This window comes from Paenibacillus sp. GSMTC-2017, from assembly GCF_016019935.1.
In the GTDB taxonomy this organism is placed as follows: Bacteria; Bacillota; Bacilli; order Paenibacillales; family Paenibacillaceae; genus Pristimantibacillus.
This window is the reverse complement of the sequence record NZ_JAECMT010000001.1, coordinates 1,366,009-1,386,230: the sequence shown is the minus strand read 5'-3', so window position 1 is coordinate 1,386,230 and position 20,222 is coordinate 1,366,009. Positions and strand designations below refer to the sequence as shown.

15 protein-coding genes are annotated in these 20,222 nt (G+C 41.6%); 11 read left to right on the top strand and 4 right to left on the bottom strand.

From position 1 onward, the window contains the following. On the bottom strand, window positions 1-930 hold the full coding sequence (locus I6N90_RS06380; RefSeq protein WP_197934619.1) for an ABC transporter ATP-binding protein: 930 nt from the start codon (window positions 928-930) through the stop codon (window positions 1-3). A gap of 250 nt (window positions 931-1,180) precedes the next feature. On the opposite strand from I6N90_RS06380, the gene I6N90_RS06375 reads away from it, so the two are divergent. From I6N90_RS06375 to cysK, 7 genes are all read left to right on the top strand, one after another. Further along, entirely contained in the window at window positions 1,181-2,101 is a 921-nt protein-coding gene (locus tag I6N90_RS06375; RefSeq protein ID WP_197934618.1) for an EamA family transporter, read from the top strand. A gap of 217 nt (window positions 2,102-2,318) precedes the next feature. Continuing rightward, entirely contained in the window at window positions 2,319-3,629 is a 1,311-nt protein-coding gene (locus I6N90_RS06370; RefSeq protein ID WP_197934617.1) for an ABC transporter substrate-binding protein, read from the top strand. 44 nt (window positions 3,630-3,673) lie between these two features. Next, window positions 3,674-5,311: an FAD-dependent oxidoreductase gene (locus tag I6N90_RS06365; protein ID WP_197934616.1), complete on the top strand. Its 1,638-nt coding sequence runs from the start codon at window positions 3,674-3,676 to the stop codon at window positions 5,309-5,311. After that, window positions 5,308-5,688 carry a 4Fe-4S dicluster domain-containing protein gene (locus tag I6N90_RS06360; RefSeq protein ID WP_197934615.1) on the top strand — a complete coding sequence of 127 codons (381 nt, stop codon included), beginning with the start codon at window positions 5,308-5,310 and terminating at the stop codon, window positions 5,686-5,688. Before I6N90_RS06365 ends, I6N90_RS06360 begins: the two co-directional genes overlap by 4 nt. 40 nt (window positions 5,689-5,728) lie before the next feature. Continuing rightward, window positions 5,729-6,361 (top strand): nitroreductase family protein, encoded by a 633-nt coding sequence (locus I6N90_RS06355; protein WP_197934614.1) that lies wholly within the window; start codon window positions 5,729-5,731, stop codon window positions 6,359-6,361. 43 nt (window positions 6,362-6,404) lie between these two features. Beyond that, window positions 6,405-7,205, top strand: a complete 801-nt coding sequence (locus I6N90_RS06350; protein ID WP_197934613.1) for an alpha/beta hydrolase family protein — start codon at window positions 6,405-6,407, stop codon at window positions 7,203-7,205. 13 nt (window positions 7,206-7,218) lie between these two features. Beyond that, window positions 7,219-8,163, top strand: a complete 945-nt coding sequence (gene cysK / locus I6N90_RS06345; protein ID WP_197934612.1) for a cysteine synthase A — start codon at window positions 7,219-7,221, stop codon at window positions 8,161-8,163. Between the two features lie 612 nt (window positions 8,164-8,775). Here cysK and I6N90_RS06340 read toward each other — a convergent pair. Both I6N90_RS06340 and I6N90_RS06335 read right to left on the bottom strand, forming a co-directional pair. Continuing rightward, the gene (locus tag I6N90_RS06340; RefSeq protein WP_197934837.1) at window positions 8,776-9,549 is read right to left on the bottom strand and encodes a response regulator; all 774 of its coding nucleotides are present in this window, start codon (window positions 9,547-9,549) and stop codon (window positions 8,776-8,778) included. Next, window positions 9,521-12,484 (bottom strand): histidine kinase, encoded by a 2,964-nt coding sequence (locus tag I6N90_RS06335; RefSeq protein WP_197934611.1) that lies wholly within the window; start codon window positions 12,482-12,484, stop codon window positions 9,521-9,523. Before I6N90_RS06335 ends, I6N90_RS06340 begins: the two co-directional genes overlap by 29 nt. Window positions 12,485-12,741: 257 nt before the next feature. On the opposite strand from I6N90_RS06335, the gene I6N90_RS06330 reads away from it, so the two are divergent. Next, window positions 12,742-16,608, top strand: coding sequence for an S-layer homology domain-containing protein (locus tag I6N90_RS06330; protein ID WP_197934610.1), 3,867 nt, complete (start codon window positions 12,742-12,744; stop codon window positions 16,606-16,608). A 241-nt stretch (window positions 16,609-16,849) separates the two neighbouring features. Here I6N90_RS06330 and I6N90_RS06325 read toward each other — a convergent pair whose 3' ends face one another. Continuing rightward, on the bottom strand, window positions 16,850-18,037 hold the full coding sequence (locus tag I6N90_RS06325; protein WP_332262406.1) for an MFS transporter: 1,188 nt from the start codon (window positions 18,035-18,037) through the stop codon (window positions 16,850-16,852). 376 nt (window positions 18,038-18,413) lie between these two features. On the opposite strand from I6N90_RS06325, the gene I6N90_RS06320 reads away from it, so the two are divergent. Genes I6N90_RS06320 through I6N90_RS06310 form a run of 3 tightly spaced genes read left to right on the top strand, consistent with a single transcriptional unit; the run spans window position 18,414 to window position 20,154 of the window. Next, the gene (locus I6N90_RS06320; protein WP_197934609.1) at window positions 18,414-18,599 is read left to right on the top strand and encodes a YezD family protein; all 186 of its coding nucleotides are present in this window, start codon (window positions 18,414-18,416) and stop codon (window positions 18,597-18,599) included. A 16-nt stretch (window positions 18,600-18,615) separates the two neighbouring features. Further along, window positions 18,616-19,167: an NADPH-dependent FMN reductase gene (gene ssuE / locus I6N90_RS06315; protein ID WP_197934608.1), complete on the top strand. Its 552-nt coding sequence runs from the start codon at window positions 18,616-18,618 to the stop codon at window positions 19,165-19,167. 21 nt (window positions 19,168-19,188) lie between these two features. Then, window positions 19,189-20,154: an aldo/keto reductase gene (locus I6N90_RS06310; protein ID WP_197934607.1), complete on the top strand. Its 966-nt coding sequence runs from the start codon at window positions 19,189-19,191 to the stop codon at window positions 20,152-20,154. The last annotated feature ends 68 nt before the right edge of the window (window positions 20,155-20,222 follow it).

Below are 20,222 nucleotides of genomic sequence, written 5' to 3'. Positions count from 1 at the left end.
TTAATCCCTCCACTCTTTGCCTGTGAAGGCAATGAATACATCTTCCAGACTCATTTCACGGATCGAAATTTGTTCTAAGCGATAACCACGATCCTTCGTAAATCCGAATAACTCGAACAACGTTTCTTCTGGTTGAGTGGACCATAGTTTTAGTGAAGCACCATCAAGCTCAGTTCTAACAACGGACTGCTGCAATTTTGCTACTGATTCCGTAGCAACTGCTGCGGCTTTCCCATCAAGAAATGACAATCTAACTTCGCGTTCCTTTGTTAGTCGATCTATAAGAGCTGCAGGTGTATCGAGCGTAACGACTTTGCCTTGATCAACAATACATACACGATCACTAAGCTTCTCAGCCTCTTCCATGTAATGCGTCGTTAAAATCGTTGTTTTGCCCAGTTCCTTCAGTTTCAAAATAATATCCCATATATTGCGCCTTGCCTGCGGATCGAGACCAGTTGTAGGTTCATCAAGGAAAATAAGATCGGGGTCGTTGATCATAGCAAGTCCGATTGCGAGTCGTTGTTTCTGTCCACCAGACAGCTTCTTTACGTACTTATTTCGCTGATCCGTCAAACTAATCATATCCATAACTTCAATTGCAGGACGGGATTTGGGGTAAAAGGTAGCAAACAGCTCCAAATTTTCCTCCACGGTCAGTAAATCAAACAAAGCGCTTGATTGTGGTTGGACACCAATGTCACGTTTAATCTGATCACTGTCTTTCGTCCAGTTCAAATTGCCGAAACGAATATTACCAGAATCGGGTGGCAAGAGCCCTTCGATCATCTCTAAAGTTGTTGTTTTTCCAGCACCGTTAGGGCCAATTATAGTAAATATTTCACCTGGCTCGACGGAGAAGCTGATGTCTTCTACAGCTACAACCGTACCAAACGATTTGCGTAATTTACTTACTTCCAAAACAGGCATAATGGAAACCTCACCTTCGAAATTGTGATCATGACTTAATCTCTAATTATTGTAAATTTTTTCGAGGAAAGGGTACAGAGTCTCTAGACTACACTAATCTCCGTCTTCAGACTGAGATACAAATAGTTACCGAAAAGGTTGTTATTCATAATTAATGTCTCCGCTTCGCTTTAAACGGTGGTACTATGAGTAGTATTGAGATTGTATACGAGGCAATAAAGAGGGCAAGTGGAAGGAGAAATAAAATCATATGTGGCTTACGTTTTCTTTACTCGCGGCTTTGGGCTTCGGAGTAAGGGGTATTCTCTATCATTGGACGAGTCAAAAACCGCTTAATCGAAATATACTGCTTTGTGGAACTTTTGCTATGGGTGCAGTCGTTAATTTGATCATTGCAATCGTGCTTTCATCTACGTGGTCAATAGCTTGTCTCATTGGTATACAAATGGGTCTGTTCTCTTTTGGCGCTAATGCAAGCATGTTCAAAGGGTTTGCCGTTGGAAAAGCATCGCTCGTGGCCGTATTAACAGCACTTCCTTCGGTTGTTGTAGTCATTGTTGCATATTTATTGTGGAACGAGCAGCTACGCAGTATGCAGTTAATTGCGTTCCTTATTATTATTGGTGGTGTTCTTTTGGTCCGTTATTCCAATGATCTTACGCTGCGGAATCTACAAGGAGCACAGTGGGGGCTTCTTGCTATGCTTTTGTTCGCGGGTAATGATTTGTCTGGTAAGTGGTCCACTTTAATGGAAGCTGAGCTTTATCCTACAATGGTTATGATGTTTGCGACTGGTGCGATATGTTTTGGACTATGGTGGCTGAATGATATAAGGGTGGCTAAGAATAGGGGATTAGAGCAGGAATCTCCATCAGGTATTGTATCGGTATCGTCGAAAGATACGGTTAAGAGCAACAATCATTGGAGTAATAAGCGAACCTTCTTTGTAGGGATGGCGATTGGTACGACCAATACCATAGGGATGATGCTCATTGTAACTGCATTTGATCTTGGGAAAGCAGGGCTTGTATCTGCTGTAGTCGCTTTGAATGTCCTAATTGTACTCCTTTATACGAGATTTGTAGTTAAGGAAAAGTTTACGCCTACTGAAGTTGCTGGCATACTGTTAGCTTTCTCTGGCATCATACTAATGAGACTTTTTGGAGCATAGAACAATGATAACTACGGTTGACATCCGAAAATTACGGTGCTAAGATAAAAACTATAAAATCAAACTATTTCGCTTGGTATTGTAGGTTATAAAAAGTGGCATTGACCATTCACATGGAGATGTATGTTTTCATATCGTTGAAATTTGCGGTAATCGCACATTTTTCGATAGGGGAGCGTGCATCTTTTTTTATTTTAAGAGCCCAGGAGGAGAAGAGATGAAGAAACAGAGTTGGATTAGTTTAGGGTTAGTAGCTATTCTCCTTGTGCTTAGTGGGTGTGGAAAGGTAAGTAGTTCTAACGAAGCGGTGACTAAGGAGAAGCAGCCAGTAACGCTGACTTTTTGGAATTATGGCAATACGATTACGGATACGGAATTTAACAAGCTAATCGTAGAACCAACGAGAGCAAAATATCCTCATATTACGTTAGAACGAATTAAGACGGACGCTGAAACAACGCCAGATGAACTCATTTTGACAGGCCAATTGCCGGATATTGTTTATACAAGTAGCGGTCCAGCCTTCTATCGTTTTCTCGATATCGGGGTCGTTCAAGAGCTAGATAACCTTATTAAAAAGTATGAGGTTGATACGAACCGTATAAAACCAGTTATTTTGAAATCGATAAAGAGTTTTTCTCCACAAGGTAAAATAATCGCAATCCCGCTATCATTTAACTTGCTAGTTACTTATTACAACAAAGAAATATTTGATAAGTTTTATGTTCCCTATCCTTCAGATGAACCTAAAACGTGGTCGGAGTGGTTGGATCTAGGACGCAAGTTGACCGTAGCTGACGATGGTACACAATATATAGGTATTGATCTTGGAGGGCCTGGCATAGTTGCACGAAGCATACATACAGGCAATGTAGACGAAGCGACAGGAAAATCAGCGCTATCGGACCCTGATTGGACGAAAGTGTATGACTTGATGAAAGAACAATACGATATTCCTGGTTATGTCGGACCGAATAACGAACTTTTGTATGATCGGTCTGTATTTATGGAAGAACGTCGTATCGCAATTAAGCCGCATTTTCTCGCCAATATGGTTGGACCGCTAGAGGAGCTTAGAGCAAAAGGTGTTGAACTCGATTGGGATATCGCACCTGCTCCTCATTTTGGTAACAACGAAGTTGGTGGTAGCATACATTCCCTTATCTTGTCTAACCAAAGTAAACATATCGACGATGCTTTTCTTGTTATTGCTAACATTCTATCCGATGAAACGCAAAAACTAGTATCACGAAATGGCCGTGTGCCATCAATCGTAAATCCAGAGCTCGAGAAGGAGTTCGGAGCTGACATCGAAGTATTGAAGGGCAAAAAAATAGAAAATGTGTTTAAGCTGACTCCGAAGCAGAATAATCCACCTCATCCGCTGGACAACGAACTAAACACGGTTCTAACAAAAGCCGCGGAAGATATTGCGCTGAACGGGAAAGATGTCAATTCTGCTCTTCGGTCGGCTGAGGAAGCAAGTAATCAATTGATTGATACATGGGAAAATACGAGAGCTAAATAAATTGTTTAACAACGCCAATAAAGAAAACGGAGGGAGGCGCAGCAATGAGTGAAGCTATTGAGCTTACGGCAGACGTACTGGTCATTGGTGGTGGGCCAGCTGGCGCTTGGGCAGCATGGAGTGCAGCATCTAAAGGTGCAAAAGTGGTGCTTGTAGACAAAGGATATTTGGGATCAAGTGGAGCAACCGCTCCTGGTGGAACAAACTTACTTTATTTGCCCCCTGACAAAGAGCTTAGGGAACAGGCAGTAGAGCAACGAATGAAATCCGGTGGTTATTTGTCGGAAGCTCATTGGATTCATCGCGTACTGGATCAAGTATATATCAGCTTGGAAATGGTTGAGCAATGGGGTTATCCATTCGTAAAGGATGAAACGGGTGTCCCTCAGCGCAATCATTTGCAAGGACCGGAATATATGGCTCTTATGCGTAAGGCAGTTAAAAAAGCAGGGGTGAAGGTGCTTGATCATGCACCAGCACTTGAACTTCTCGTAGATGAGCATGGTGTCGGAGGGGCAAGAGGGGTGCTTCGCCAGCAAAACAAAGAATGGGAAGTGAAGGCTAATGCGGTCGTTATTGCGACTGGCGGATGTGCATTCCTCAGCAAAGGACTTGGCTGCAATGTGCTCACTGGCGATGGCTATTTAATGGGCGCGGAAGTAGGTGCTGAGTTTTCGGGAATGGAGTTTACCCGCAGATATGCGCCTGCTCCAGCTTTTAGCTCGAATACAAGATCAAGGTTACTCTCGTGGGCAACGTATTACGATAAAGATGGAAACGAGATGAGCAGTGGACGTAATGATGATCTTCTAGCGGAGAGACTGCTCGAAGGGCCTGTATACGCCATTATGAACAAAGCTGATACGCCGGAGAAACAAGCGATTCTCCGTTCATCGCATGCGATTTTTTTCTTGCCGTATGATAGAGCAGGTATCGATGTATTTACGCAGCCGTTCCCGCTCACCCTTCGTTACGAAGGAACAGTTCGTGGAACTGGCGGGCTTCGTATCGTCGGAGACTACTGCGAAACAACAGTTGCAGGTCTGTATGCGGCAGGGGATGCAGCGACGAGAGAGCGTATTACTGGAGCAGCTTCCGGTGGTGGAGCATTTAACGCCTCTTGGGCAATTAGTTCGGGTACATGGTCTGGAGAAGGTGCAGCAAAGTATGCATTATCTGAGCAGAATGGTGCTGATGTACGCGAGCTCCGTTCGGCAGGACAATACGGGCTAGGGGCGGAACGAGCTGGTCAAACGCCACCTGCAACTAGAGTAGAGACACCAGAGTTAGTACGAGCGATACAAGATCAAGTATTACCTCTCTCTATTAATTACTTTAGAACGGAAGCTGGACTTACGTCAGCATTAAATAAGCTTAACAGTTACTGGCCAAGTGTGAATGAGCAAGTGCCGAAGAATGTACATGAACGAGTTCATGCAAGGGAAGCTGCTGCTATGCTTGCAACGGCTAGATGGATGTATACAGCTGCGCTCGCTCGCAAGGAATCGCGTGGATCGGGTCTTCATTCCTTTGCAGAATATCCGAATGTAGATCCGAACCAGCATTATCGTCTTCTTGTATCTGGACTCGATCATATTGAGGTTAGGCCGGATCGAACCTTTCTTGGTAGTAGAGCAGGGGTTTCCCTCTCAGTAGCAGAACGGGAGGTTCAAACAGGATGATCGAATTGGTCAGCTCAGAGCGCTGTATTAGCTGCAATATATGTGTGAAGGTATGTCCAACGAATGTGTTCGATAAGACAGAGTATGCACCTGTAATTGCTAGACAAGAGGATTGTCAAACTTGCTTTATTTGTGAAGCCTATTGTCCTGTCGATGCACTTTATGTATCGCCATATACTGACGAACAAGTTGATGTGGATGAAGTTGACCTCGCCAAACAAGGCATACTTGGAAGCTGGAGAGCTACGATTGGCTGGGGAACAGGTCGAGCGAGGCTCGCGGCAGTTGATACGACGCCATTTATCGATCGCATTTTGCCACTTAAACCGATTCGTACTACTGGAGTGTCCGATGTGAAACTACCAACAACAAACTAATTGTTATGAAACAAACGTAACTATGAAAGGATTGATTAATATGAGTTCTATGTCCAATTCTGCAAGTGGTGCATTGCTTCAAGAGGCTTATAGTGTGGAGGTTGCTGAAAATAGAAAACCTGATTATCCCGTTCATTCTCTTATTTTGAATCGGTGGTCACCGAGATCATATACGGAGCAGTCCGTATCTGATCAAGATCTTTATACCGTTTTGGAAGCTGCACGATGGGCACCATCTTCTAGTAATTTGCAGCCATGGCGTTTTTATGTGGCTACACATGAAGTGGAACACAACCAGTTCAGGAAATTTATAAAGCCACGTAATCGTTTATGGACAGACAAGGCACCTGTTCTCTTGTTATTAGCTTCCGTTAAAGTGAAGGAAAATGGGGAAAGCAATGGAGCACATGCATTTGATGCGGGAGCAGCATGGGCTACATTAGCATTTCAAGCAAGGCTACTTGGCTTGTCTACGAGAGCAGTAGGCGGTTTCGATCATGACATCGCTAGGGAAACGTTAGAGACGCCAGACGATATTGTGCTACATGCGGTTATTGCATTAGGTTATCGCGGTGATAGTGATACGTTAGATGAAGGTTTTAGGGAGCTTGAGAAACCGAATAATCGTCGACCATTAGTAGAAAGCATTCTACCCATTAGTGTAGTGGGATAATTGATTAACCGAAAATGATAGATTCGAGAAGGAGTGATAAATCATGTCAGAGTTAACGATAGCTTCTGAGTCATTTGAAATTGTTATTGCAGATGAGATAAAAGTGAAGGGACGCGTAAAAAGTGTTGTGGACGGTTTGCATAAACCTGCGGTCGTTGTAGCCCACGGTTTTAGAGGAACTCAAGATTGGGGATTCTGGCCTGAAGTACTCGAACGTCTGGCGCAATCTGGTTATTATGCTATTAGCTTCAATTATTCGCGAATTGCTGTACAAGAAGAAGGAATTGATGAACAAAGGGTAGCAGAAGCAAGTACAATTTCGCAGGATTTGAAAGATATAGGAGCGGTTATTAATCATTTGAAACAAGGGCTGTTACCGCTTAGTAACGAGGTTAATGCGGAAAATATAGCTTTTCTCGGACACAGTAGATCAGGAGGGAGCGGGATTATCTATGCAAGTGAGCACCCTACCAATATTCAAAATCTGATCGTTTGGAATGGCGGAGCATCACCGATTAGTGCGTCTACTGACCCTAATTTGTCCCCGATTCAACTAGCTGTCGCACTAGATAAGGAAGCGAATGAAAACCGCTTTAATGTTACTGACCAATTTATTGATTTAAAGCAACCCGTACTTATTGTACAAGGTGATAGTGATAGTGAGCGCTTATTATCTTTTGTAGCTAAATTGAAGGAGCTTGCGCCTCATCAAAGTTATGTATCTATTCCTGAGGCTAATCATACGTTTGGTGTTGCTCATCCATACGAGGGTGCTACTGAGCATCTGCGTATCGCTTTAGAAGAAACGATTTCATTTCTGGATATACATTTGAAGACAAAATAGGAGGATTACTGTAATGGCTAAAATCGTTAACAATATAACTGATTTAATTGGTGATACACCATTGGTTCGTTTAAACAAAATCGTGCCGAACGGAAGCGCAGAAATTTATTTAAAATTGGAGTTTTTTAATCCAGGGAGTAGTGTAAAAGACCGTATTGCTATAAGTATTATTGAGGACGCGGAACAGCAAGGGAAACTTAAACCTGGAGCCACAATCGTAGAAGCAACAAGTGGCAATACAGGAATTGGTATAGCATTAGTAGCAGCTGCTAGAGGTTATAGAGCTATACTTGTTATGCCAGAAACGATGAGCTTGGAGCGGAGAAATTTGCTTAAAGCTTATGGTGCTGAGCTTATTCTTACACCTGGTCCTGAAGGTATGAAAGGGGCTATCCGAGTTGCAAAAGAATTGCTCACAGCAAACCCAGACTATTTCCCTGCACAGCAGTTTGATAATCCCGCTAACGTAAAAATTCATCGTGAAACGACTGGCCCAGAAATTGTTGAAGCAATTCAATCGCTGGATGGCAAATTGGACGGCTTCATTGCTGGAATCGGAACAGGAGGAACGATTACTGGAGCGGGTGAAGTGCTTCGTAAAGCGTTTCCTGATATTCATATTGCAGCTGTCGAGCCTGCTTCTTCCCCAGTATTATCAGGAGGAAGTCCAAACCCGCACAAGATTCAGGGTATTGGAGCTGGCTTTGTTCCGTCGATTCTAGATACCGACATTTATAATGAAGTCATTAAAGTTTCGAATGAGCAAGCATTCGATACAGCAAGGCTAGTTGCAAGACAAGAAGGTATTCTTGGAGGAATATCTTCGGGTGCAGCTATACATGCCGCATTACAATTAGCGGAGAAATTGGGCGAAGGTAAACGAGTAATTGCTGTTGTGCCAAGTAACGGCGAGCGCTATTTATCAACGGTTCTTTATGCTGAGGAGCAGCAAGCATAAGTAATTCAACATGAGATTAATAATAATGCAGTATAGGGTTCACTGATTAATAGGAATTATTTTAATAAAAAATTCGATAGATTGAATTTCCTTATCGTAGATTACTCGTCGAAACGATATGATCGTACTCAATTCTTTATGTAATGAATCCGAAGCAGTCATTGCTATAGAAATGGATGTCGTTTCTGTATTTAAGGCTAACGAACTCAGTAACTCTTATCTGACCAAATTGTACCGTTTAAAATGTTTAACGAACTCCAGAATGCTTATTCCTAGTAAAGTAGCTTTGTTTAGACTAAAGACTACTCAATAACGACACTGGAGTTCGCTAGACCAAATTGCACATTATTTTCTACGATATAAGCACACTACGATTCGTTAGTGGATAAGCATACCAATCATTAGTAGTAGCACACTTTGCCGAACATAACGTTAACGCATCACTCGCAAGGCCAAAGCTAACTTAACCAATCGCTAGTTTGTATGCTAAGTTCCATATCAAGGCGATTATTATGAGATGTACTTATGGCAACCAAAAATGATATATTTGTTAGTCAATTAAAGAAAACTACTAACTCAAAAAGTAAAGAACGTTTTGTTATGCCAAGCAAGCTACTCAACGATTGATTCCAAGCGATACGCCCATAAATAGCCTTTTGATTCGAGTAGAAGTGCATCCGGCTTTTGTTTGGGTTCTATTATGATACTGTTGTTGGTGTTCATGATGTAACCATCATTTATTCGATCGATGACGATGGGTATATCGAGCTCCATAAAAAGTTGTCGCATACGGTAAATCGTATTATATAGATTGGCAAGTGCACGTTTTTCCTCACCATGAATCCATAGATCATCGATAATTCTCCACTTTAAGCACAATTTATTTTCATGAAGTAGAAAATAATAAAATAGTTCCTCCGTAATACGGGTAGGCCACTTTACAAGTTGATCTCCTTTTTTAACGTAAGCTTCTCCATGTAATTGGACATAGAGTTCTTTTTTAGTAGGCTGCTTCTGTTTCTGACCATAATATTTCTGAAGACGTTCATCCAGTTGCTTAATCGAATACATAGTCATCGGTTTTAATATATAATCCAGTGCTTGAACGCGAAAGGCCTGCACGGCATATTGTTGGTGAGCTGTTATGAAGATTACAGGTACGTCAATGCCGATATCGACTAAGTTCTGGGCAAGCTGAATTCCTGTCATTCTTGGCATTTCGATGTCAAGCAAAAGAGCATCTACTTCTAGATTAGGTATTTCATGTAGCGCATCGGATGACGATTCGAAGCTGCCTACAATTTGAAAGGAACCATGGGTTTGCAGTAATCTAGTATGTAGCCCTAGAATCGCATGCTCATCCTCTACGATAATTACTTTCCACATCATCTCGTCCCTCCTTAATTGGAATCATTAATTGAACGGTCGTTCCCTTACCTGGCGAGGAGCTAATTTCCAAGTTGCCTTGGGTGTGATCATGCACACGCCGACGCACATTCGTAAATCCGATTCCGGCATTTGCAGTCGTTCCGTCCATTAATTGAGCGCATTGTATAGCTGTCATGCCTACACCATCATCGATGACTCTTATGCGAAGGTAAGATTGTTGTAATTCAATCGAAACTTGAACATGCCCCGGACCTTCTTTATCAAATAGGCCATGGCGAATTGCATTTTCGACTAATGGTTGTAAAAGCAAACTAGGAATTAGTACATTCTCAGCAGCAATTATTGGCTCGATATCATAGGCGAATGTCAGTCTATCACCAAATCTCGCTTTTTCCACAGCAACATAAGCTTCAATAATATCCAGTTCATTTTGTAGGGAAGCATGTTGTCCATCCCGACTCGCTTCAAATATATAACGAAGGAATGAACTAAGCATTGTCAGAAGATGTGCTGCACGCTCACCGTCCGTGTAACAAAAGAAAATAATGTTGCTAAGTGCGTTGTATAGAAAGTGCGGTTTGATTTGAGTTTGCAGAAATGCCATTTCATATTGAATAGCTTTTTGCATAAACTGCTTTGTTTGTTCAGCTGCGTTCAAGCGAGCCATCAAAGTTTCTTTTGAGAAAGGCTTTAATAAATAATCATTAGCACCTGAAGCAAAGATTTTTTCAACATGACTTGGATATTCGGAAGAAACCATCATAATAACGGGCAGATCCATTAAAGACGATTGCTTACGAATGTGCTGAAGCAATTCGAGACTATTCATAGTTCCTGGAATGATGTCATCAATAATCATCATCGCTATTTCTGGGTGACTGCTATAATAGTCAAGCGCCTCTTCAGTCGTGTAAGCGACTCGTATTTTGTACGAACTGCCGAGTATGCCTCTCATAACTTCTGCGTGCATCACATCATCATCAACGATAAGAAGTGTTCCTAGCGCTCTATTTTCAACGTGCTTGGCAGAACGAAAGTTGCTTACGTATTCTATTATCGTATTCGGCTCTTTACATTCACTGAAAACCAATTTAAGAGTGAAGCGAATACCGTTTTCCATATGTTCATATGTAATTTTTCCATTCATTTGCTGTATAAGCGCCTCTGTCATCATGAGCCTCGAGGAATACTGTCGCTCCTTGGTCGTTACTGTTGACGCGCGAGTTGTTGTCACAACAAGTAGGACATCTTCCCCAGCAAGTATAGATTCGATCGATAAGCTGTCATTTGCGGTATCGTGAGATAGTTCTGTCATCATACGGATGAGTACTTGGGTCAGACCCTGTTCATCCGCCCAAACATAAAGCTGCTTCGATATATTTTCGTTAATGTGGACCTTTTTCTTTGTAAATGTAAGCTCCATCAAATGGATGACATGAAGCATGACCATCCTGAGATTGGTGGATTTAAGCTCGACTACATAATCATCAAATCGAATACGGGTAAAGTCATGTAGATCTCTTAGCAAATAAACCATGTTCCCAATTAGTTGCTCAGCTAAATATAATTGCTCGCCTTGTTTCTCTTGATCTCGTTCACGTGTAATCGATTTAATCAAGTGGGCGGTATCATGTAGAGGTCTCTGTAAATCTTGTGTAGCGACTTTCAAAAAATTATCCTTCGCATCGTTTGCTTTCTGCAATCTACTAGTCAGCTTTTCCGATTCTTCAGCCCGATTCATGAGGCGAATTCCGAGAAATACATTCATCGTCATCATAACCCCGATCAAGCCTATTCTGTTCATGCTGTTGCGGCCAGAGAAGTACAGACTATCGGACGAGCTGCTTATAGCAAATATCGCTAGAAACAAAAGCATCGACATAAGAATGATCGCTTCGTTTCTACGTATGGAAATTTGATTTTTAATAGTCAAATACAAGATGCGAGCGATAATGCCAAGAAATAATCCATCCATATAATAAAAGAATCCAAACTGCACGCTTGATACAGATCTAGCCGGAAGAATAAGATTTAAAAACATGTAAATTATGATCGGAAGAAAAAGTAGAAACAACGTCTTACGCTTCATAATAGAAGGAATCATTTTTACGATAAAGGCAATAAGCAAAATAACGCTCAGGAAGGTGCCCGTATCTTGTAGCCGAAAGTAAAGCTCAAATGGAAAGGATGGAAACTCTCGTATAAGTAGACGCTCACCGCGCAACACAATGACGAATGCTAGCACTAGAAAGTGCAATCCGCTGTATAAGAAGGCCTCGTCTTTTGTTCGCAGTAAGTAAATGGTTATATGAAAAATGCTGAATATGAGCAAGCATAAGGTTGCTGCTAGCTCCAAAGTGAGATCTCGATTTACATCTTTCTTTATATGTTCAGCGTTGCCAATATCAATGGGTAGAACGATACCGCCTCTTGCATTGTAGAAATTAGACACATGGACGGTAATAAGCAGTTGTTTGCTGTCTGGTTTAAAATAGACTTCATAATAGGGATTTTCCGGAGTAGTTGCTTGTTGGGAAGCGGCTACTTTTCCTTTTTCCGAGACTAGTTTCCCATCGATGTAAATCGTATGAGCAGACCAAATATTCCGAACACGCAGCCCAATATCAGACCAATCATGAGGTAAATGCACAACTAACTGATACGTACCCCATTGTACATGAGATGCCCAAGGACCTGGTACTTTTATAGTGGCTGCATTTTTTGAAAAATTAGTAGGATCGATAAACGTTTCTGCACTAAATTTCCAATCGCCAGCAAGCGATACAAACGGTGAATCTGTTAGTTCACTTAGGTCAAGTACGCCGTCTGTCGCATCTATATTAACGGTACTTGTATCCTGGTCGCTAAAAATGATATAAAGTATGGCGATTAAAGCGCATGCTACACCAAGGTAGCCAAACCATTTCTTCATGACTATTCACATCCCTGTAGATCCTATCATACGTTAAATATCTCTCAAAAAACTACTATTAGTATGTTTGTGTTTGAGAGAATTTTGAGAGATGGGTTTGGTATGTTGTAATTATTGATTTTTTGATAGTAGGAAAATAGGCTCATTTTTTTTGGGCGAAAGATACTTAAGTGGGAGGGTGTTGTCGACATATATCGTGATTAAGTGGGGATAAAGGCACAAATTGTTGCTACTAAACGAATAGGATGGTGAATCAGATGAACAAAAAAATGATTGCAACTGTACTCACATTATTATTAATTTTTACTAACGCGTCAATCGTATCCGCATTATCACCGGTAGCAGAGGTTTATTATAATACCGGATCAAGTACATATGATTCAAGTGCATTTGAAAGCAAATTAAACGAAGCTATTAAAGCAAAGCTAAATGAGGCGGGCGTAAACCCTAAATATGTATCAATTATGGATGCTAGTGCGGATCCGACAACCGTGACGGATATGACTTATGTACATACTGGTCGTGATAGTTGGTATATGGGCGCTACCCCGGAAGTTGAAACAGCCGATTACAACCATGTTCAAATGACTAACAACGGCAAAACGTTTACGTTTTACGGATATACTCGTCCGGGATATAAAGATTTTATGCTGACAGATGGAAGTCCTTCCGGTAAAAAAGTGATCACTTTTGAGATGGATGAATCCAAAGTGAATTATCACAGTATGGAAGGCGGAGGGTTTTTATTTAATACGATGATCGATAGCGAAGAGAAATTAAGCGGCTACGCTATTTTATATGTTAACAACGCTGTTAACGTATATAAGATCAATGGGGTGAACGTAAAAAATCTTCATAATGAGCAAATGAACGGTTTAAGTGGAATTACAGGCGTTAGCCTCGTCAAAAGTTACTCAAAAGGAACAGCGACAAAACATAGTATTAAAATAAACGCAACGGATTCGAAGTTGAATATGTGGGATAATGGCGAGCAAATCATTAAAGATTTAGCTCTACCAAATGTTTATGGAAACGAGTTTGGTCCGATCGTTAGCCATGTAGGTCATGGTTGCTCTATCATATCAATCTTTTCGTATGACAATATGAAGTTATTTTCTACTTCGAGCAAAACACTTGATGAAGCTGCAGTAGCAATTCCTTGGGATACGAATTCTCCTTTGCGTTATGTGGTGGACATCAACGAGGACCCACTTAAGAGTTTGGATGGAGGAACGAACCAAGAGACTCTGACTAACTCGTTAAATACGAGTGGTGCACAATATGTTGGGGTAACGGATTCTGTTTATAAGACTACTAGTGATACCTTTATTGAAGGCATTACAAATGGCGGAGTGCATATCAATTCCAACGAATCAGAGGAAACGATTATTGAAGCAATTGCTGAACGTGTAGCGAATCAGATTATTGCGGATTATAAAAATGCTATTCTTGCTATTGAAAAGGCAGAGGATAAAACAACGATTACATTTAAATCAGGAGATTCTAAGACTGCGGTCAAAAACAATATTGCATTAGTGCAAGACCCAGATGTAACTACAGTGTGGTCATCGGATCAGCCTTCGATCATTGCACCTGACGGAACAGTAACAAGACCAGACATTGATCAAAAGGGTACTTATGTAACCTTGAAGGCAACTATGACTAAAGACGGCCTTACAAGTGAAAAAACTTTTACTGTATATGTACTTGCTGCACAACCAGGTCCACTAACGAACCTGTCTGTAACTCCAGGAAATAGTCAAGCAACATTGAAATTCCCACCTTTGAAAGGGACATTGGATGGAGATATTATTGTTGAACAATCGACTAACGGAACTGACTTTAAGCCAGTTAATCCAGTTGAGTCGCTGACTGCCTCTTCAACGAGTGCAACAGTAACCGGTTTAACAAACGGTGAAACCTACCATTTCCGCTTAACAGTTAAATCTGGATTTTACACGGGTGTGTCCAATAAGGTCACAGCAACGCCATCTGAACCTGTAACCACTTTGTCAGTTGTTGCAGGCGATCAACAAGCAACATTGAACTTCCCCGTTTTAACAGGGGCAACAAAAATCGTTGTTGAGCAATCGACAGACGGCATCACTTTTACACCGGCAACGATAACAGGTGAGCTGAATGCTGCATCAACGAATGTAACTGTAACTGGATTAACGAATGGGACAACGTACCAAATTCGATTAAACGTAGAATCGGGTAAGCATGCAGGTGTGTCCAATATTGTTACTGCAACGCCTTCTGAACCCGTAACCACGTTGTCAGCTGTTGCAGGAGATCAACAAGCAACATTGAATTTCCCTGCTTTAACAGGAGCAACAGATATCGTTGTTGAAAAATCCATTGATGGTATCACATTCACACCAGCAACTACATCGGGTGAGCTGAATGCCGCTTCAACGAGTGTAATTGTAACTGGTTTAACAAATGGCACAACATACCATATTCGATTAAATGTAGAATCGGGTAAGCATGCAGGTGTGTCCAATGTCGTTACTGCAACACCGTTTAAACCCGTAACTACTTTGTCAGCTGTTGAAGGCGATACAGTAGTAACATTAAACTTCCCAGCTTTAACAGGAGCAACAAATATCGTTGTTGAACAATCGACTGATAGTATCAATTTCACACCAGCAACGATATCGGGTGAGCTGAATGATGCTTCAACCAGTGTAAGTGTATCTGGATTAACGAATGGGACGACTTACTTTATTCGATTAAACGTAGAATCGGGTAAGCATGCAGGTTTGTCCAATATTGTTACCGTTATACCAAACGAACCTCCTGCTCCGGAAGCTCAAAAACCTACGATGGATACGAAAGTTATCGTTTCTGATCCATTGAATGGTGGCAAAGTAGTCGAGGAAAAAATTACGAAGCTAATTGGAGACAACTTAAAAGTATCGGGAAAAATTGTTTCAACAGACGGCAAGGTACTTGATTTACCTTCTATTGTAATGAACGCTAATGGCACGTTTACGCTTCCTAAGGTTGCAACTGGCGAATATACATTGTCGATGAACATTATCGCACCAAATGGTGAAAAACTGGCTGGCCCTGCTGGTAAATTAGTTGTAGACAATAACGGAAAAGCAAGTTTAACAGTAGATTTGGTCGATCCATATGGCACGATTCTTGATACGATTACTGAACAGCCTGTTGCAGGTGTGAAAATGCAATTGTATTGGGCAGATACAGAGCTGAATCGTTCCAAAGGAAAAGTACCTGGAACTCTTGTTAATTTGCCTGTGTTGCCTGATTTTGCACCAAACCAAAACCACAACCCGCAAATTAGCTCGGCAAGCGGAGAATACGGTTGGATGGTTTATGCAGATGGCGATTACTACTTCTTGGGCGAGAAGGATGGATACGTCGTATTTGACAGCCGTAACGATAAGCGTGAAGAGAAATTTGGAAGCGACAGTTTTATTAAAGACGGAATTATCCATGTAGGCCAAACGATCGTGAAATTCAGCTTCAGCGCACAGCCGAAGGTGAAAGCAACAGGCGATCATAAACCATTCATGGTTGGATATCCTGATGGATCATTCCTACCGGATCGCGGAATTTCCCGATCTGAAGTCGCAGCGATCTTGTCTAGATTGTATACATCTGAAGCTAGTTCTAACCAAGTAGCATATTCAGATGTAAATGCAAAGAATTGGGCTCAAGAAGCTATTACGATAGCAGCAAGAAATAAATGGATGGTTGGTTTCGGCGACGATATGTTCAAACCGAAGAAGCAGATCACTCGCGCTGAATTCGCACAAATCCTTGCGAATGTGTACAAATGGGATGTTGTTAAGGAAAGCACATACACAGACGTAGCAGGACACTGGGCAGCAAATGCTATTGCAACAGTTCAAAAGCAAGGTTTATTGTTTGACTTTACAGAGAAGACTTTCGATCCGAATAAGCCAATTACGAGAGTAGAAGTTGTTCGTATCTTTAACAAGCTTCATGATCGTAAACCGTGGCATATCGACATTGAACAAAAATGGACGGATGTTCCGACAGGTCATGAGTTCTATAAAGATATTATGGAAGCTTCGATTGAACACCCATTTGAGCAATTCGAGACTGGAATTGAGACTTGGAAGAAATAGAATCGAGCCAATGAAAAAAAGCCTGAAGCTCCTTGAAATAAGGGGCTTCAGGCTTTTTTACGCGACGATCGGTTATATGGACATAGATTGACTTGTTTTTTCTTTGATGTATCTTAAATGATGATCCGCTAACGAATCGTACGTCTTTTTTACACTTCTTTAATGATAAACCGCATGCGCAGTTTCATATGTAGATTACTCTACTTTGAAAACTGTGCATACGGCTTCCTACATAAGATCGTTAAGCATCTTTTACTATTTCTGAATGTTTTTTCTTCGAGGATTCAGTCGTTAAAAAAGCTCCCCCGATTAATAAAGCTCCACTTACATAGAAAATAACGATAATGCCTGTCCATGCACCAACTAGTCCAAAAAATAATGGAGCGATCGTTTGGGATAATCGATTAGTAGCGAGTCTAAGTCCCAGTACTTCACCCGTTCTATGTTTAGGAGAAGCATTATAAGTTGTTGTCATCGATAGCGGCTGTCCGCAGCCAAGACCTGCCCCCATCAGAGCACTTATTAACGCGCATAGTAGCACATTTTCCACTAATGGAACGAACAAGAAGGATACGCCAGCCAATATAATGGAAGCTAGTAGAATTGTTTCTCTACCAAAACGTGACGTCAGGCGACCGAGGAACAGTCTTACTAGAACCATCGACAAGCCCTGTACGCCGATAATTAAACCGATCATCGAGGTGGACATGCCTGAAGCACTGGCAAACAGCGGGAAGTAAGCGATATAAATATCGCGAGAATATAAGACGAGAGCGCTAGATGCAAGCGCTTTCCGAATTAGTGGAATACGAAGTAACGCAAATGTGGAGCTATTAGATTCGTCACTAGAGATTACTACCTTTTCTCGCTTTAATTTTGGCAGAAACAACGATAAGGTTAGTGGAATAAGTCCAGCGATTGCAGCTATTCCAAAAGCAATTCCATAGGAACTGAGGTCCGCGAGAACGCCGCTTACGATTGGTCCAATAATTCCAGCCAGAGCTACAGTCATACTTAGTAAGCCGAAATGATGATCTCGATTGTTAGCATTAGACAAGTTGCCAATTAGGTTTTGCAGCGAGATGCTAATAAAAATGTACGATATGCCAGTTAGTGCTTGAGACACATATAACGACCAGATTTCAGGGAATAGAAAAGGTAAACCTACTCCGATAATGATACCTGCAATACCAATTTGTACTGGTAAACGATCTCCGACGATATCAGCGATTTTTCCAATCGGAATGGCGAAAATAAGTGGGAATAGAGCATAGGTGGCTGTTATGAAGCCAACTTCGAGTGTACCCGCCCCTAGACTGATACTAAACAAAGTCATTAACGGTCTGGTCAAACCCATCATCAATTGGAAGCCGAATGCAATCGCTATTATAGTGCTTACTCGTAATGTGCCTGTTTTTGAAGCTTCCACTTAGTAAGTTCCCCCTAGATAGTCATAAAAAAAGCCAGAGATGAGCTTCATGCACAAATCCCCGGCCGTCCAATCGATTACCTACTACACCAGGTAATTTATATGAAATTATGGTGGTATCATATCAACCTTTGGTAATACTGTCAATTCAATTTATAGTTAATTTTGCACAGAATGACTAGTCATTTTGACTGTTGACATACCTCCTAGTGAGATGCTAACATTGGAAACAACTAAAATTCAGACTATTTCAATTGGAATTATAGGTTAAATAATTAGTGTAGCGCTCACTGGTAAACTGGCGGCGCACGTCAATCGAGACGAAACTCGGTAGACGTGCGCCTTCTTCTATTTCATTTTAGAGAGGATGTTGTATATGTCCCACGTTGTTCAATCGACTGATGAATGGGTGAAGAGGATTAAGGAGAAAGTCACTGGTCTTGAGTACGGCACTGTACAGATAACGGTTCATAATGGGCAAATTGTACAAATAGACAAAACAGAGCGTAGTCGTTACGACGTTGTGAAATCATCACCAACAGTTAAAAACAGAGGTAAATAGAAGGAGGAGAAATAAGATGCCAAAGATCGTTATTTTATCAGGCAGTGCAAATAAAAATTCTCGTTTGAATGGGATTATTCAATATAGTCGTAGCAAGCTGGAACAGGCTGGTCATGAAGTGAGTATCGTCGAAATTACAGAGCTGCCCGCAGAGGACTTGATTCATTCTAATTGGAATAGTGCGGCTGTACAGAAAGCACTCACGCTTGTAGAAGAGGCCGATGGAGTTATTGCTGCAAGTCCGGTTTATAAAGCGGCATACTCTGGAGTGTTCAAAACGTTTCTTGATCTAATTCCGCAAAAGGGGCTTGAACGCAAAGTCATCCTTCCTTTGTTCATAGGCGGCACGATCTCGCATTTGCTTGTTATTGATTATTCACTCAAACCGGTGCTTAGTGCACTAGGGGCAACAAACATATTAGGAGGCGTTTATGCTGTAGATCAGTCCGTTATTCGACTAGAAGATGGCACATTTCATTTAGCTGAGGAAATATCTGCTCGTTTGGAAGATGCTTTGGTACGACTTAATGAAGAGACTGCGTTAATCTCACCTAAAGTAACAATTTAAATAGCTCCGAGGAGGATTGAAATGGAATATCGTAAATTTGGTAGAACAGGACTTAAAGTATCAGCAGTAAGTTTGGGGACGATGGCATTCGGGCGTTGGATCGACGAAAAAGCTTCGGCAACGATATTGGATTTGGCGCTCGAGAAAGGTATAAATGTGGTAGATACGGCGAATGTGTATGGAGGGGGAGAGTCGGAACGTATTCTCGGCAACTTGTTAAAGGAAAGAAGAGCAGACATCGTATTAGCGACTAAAGTTCATGGCCGTGTTGGTGAAGGTGTTAATGATAGTGGACAAAGCCGATATCATATATTTAAAGCAGTGGAAGATAGTTTAAAAAGATTAAAAACGGATTACTTAGATTTGTATCAAGTACATCGTTTTGACCCGAATACGCCGCTGGAAGAGACGCTTCGTGCACTTGATGATCTCGTTCGTCAAGGGAAAGTACGCTATATCGGTGCTTCTAACTTTGCGGCATGGCAGCTTGCGAAAGCTCACGGTATAAGCGCTCTTCATAGCTTACATCGTTTCGAAAGCTTACAGCCGGAATATAGTCTTATCTCAAGGGAGATAGAGAATGAGATTATTCCATTTGTACAGTCGGAGCAATTAGGGGTAATCGTGTATAGTCCGCTAGGAAGAGGGATATTGTCCGGTAAATATCGGGTAGGGGAAGCTCCTCCAGCAGGATCGCGCCTTGCTGCGGGTGAAGAAAGACTTACGCAATTACTTCAAAAAAATGCGCTGCAAATTGCTGATGCGATTAAGCCTCTAGCTAGTGAGCATGGTTTGACTGGAGCTCAATATGCACTTTCGTGGGTACTTAGCCGCCCAGGCATTACGTCAGCAATATTAGGAGCGTCGAAGCCGGAGCATATTACAGAAGCAGCAAAAACATGGAGCGTCAGATTAAGTGATGAAGCGCTAGAACAAGCTGATAAAGCTACGACGTCTCTTCAATCCAAAGTAGCAGTTGCTATTTAAGAAGCAATTGAATATATTCTACCGTTTCAATGGAGGATATCAGAGCTAGATATGATATCCTCCTTTTT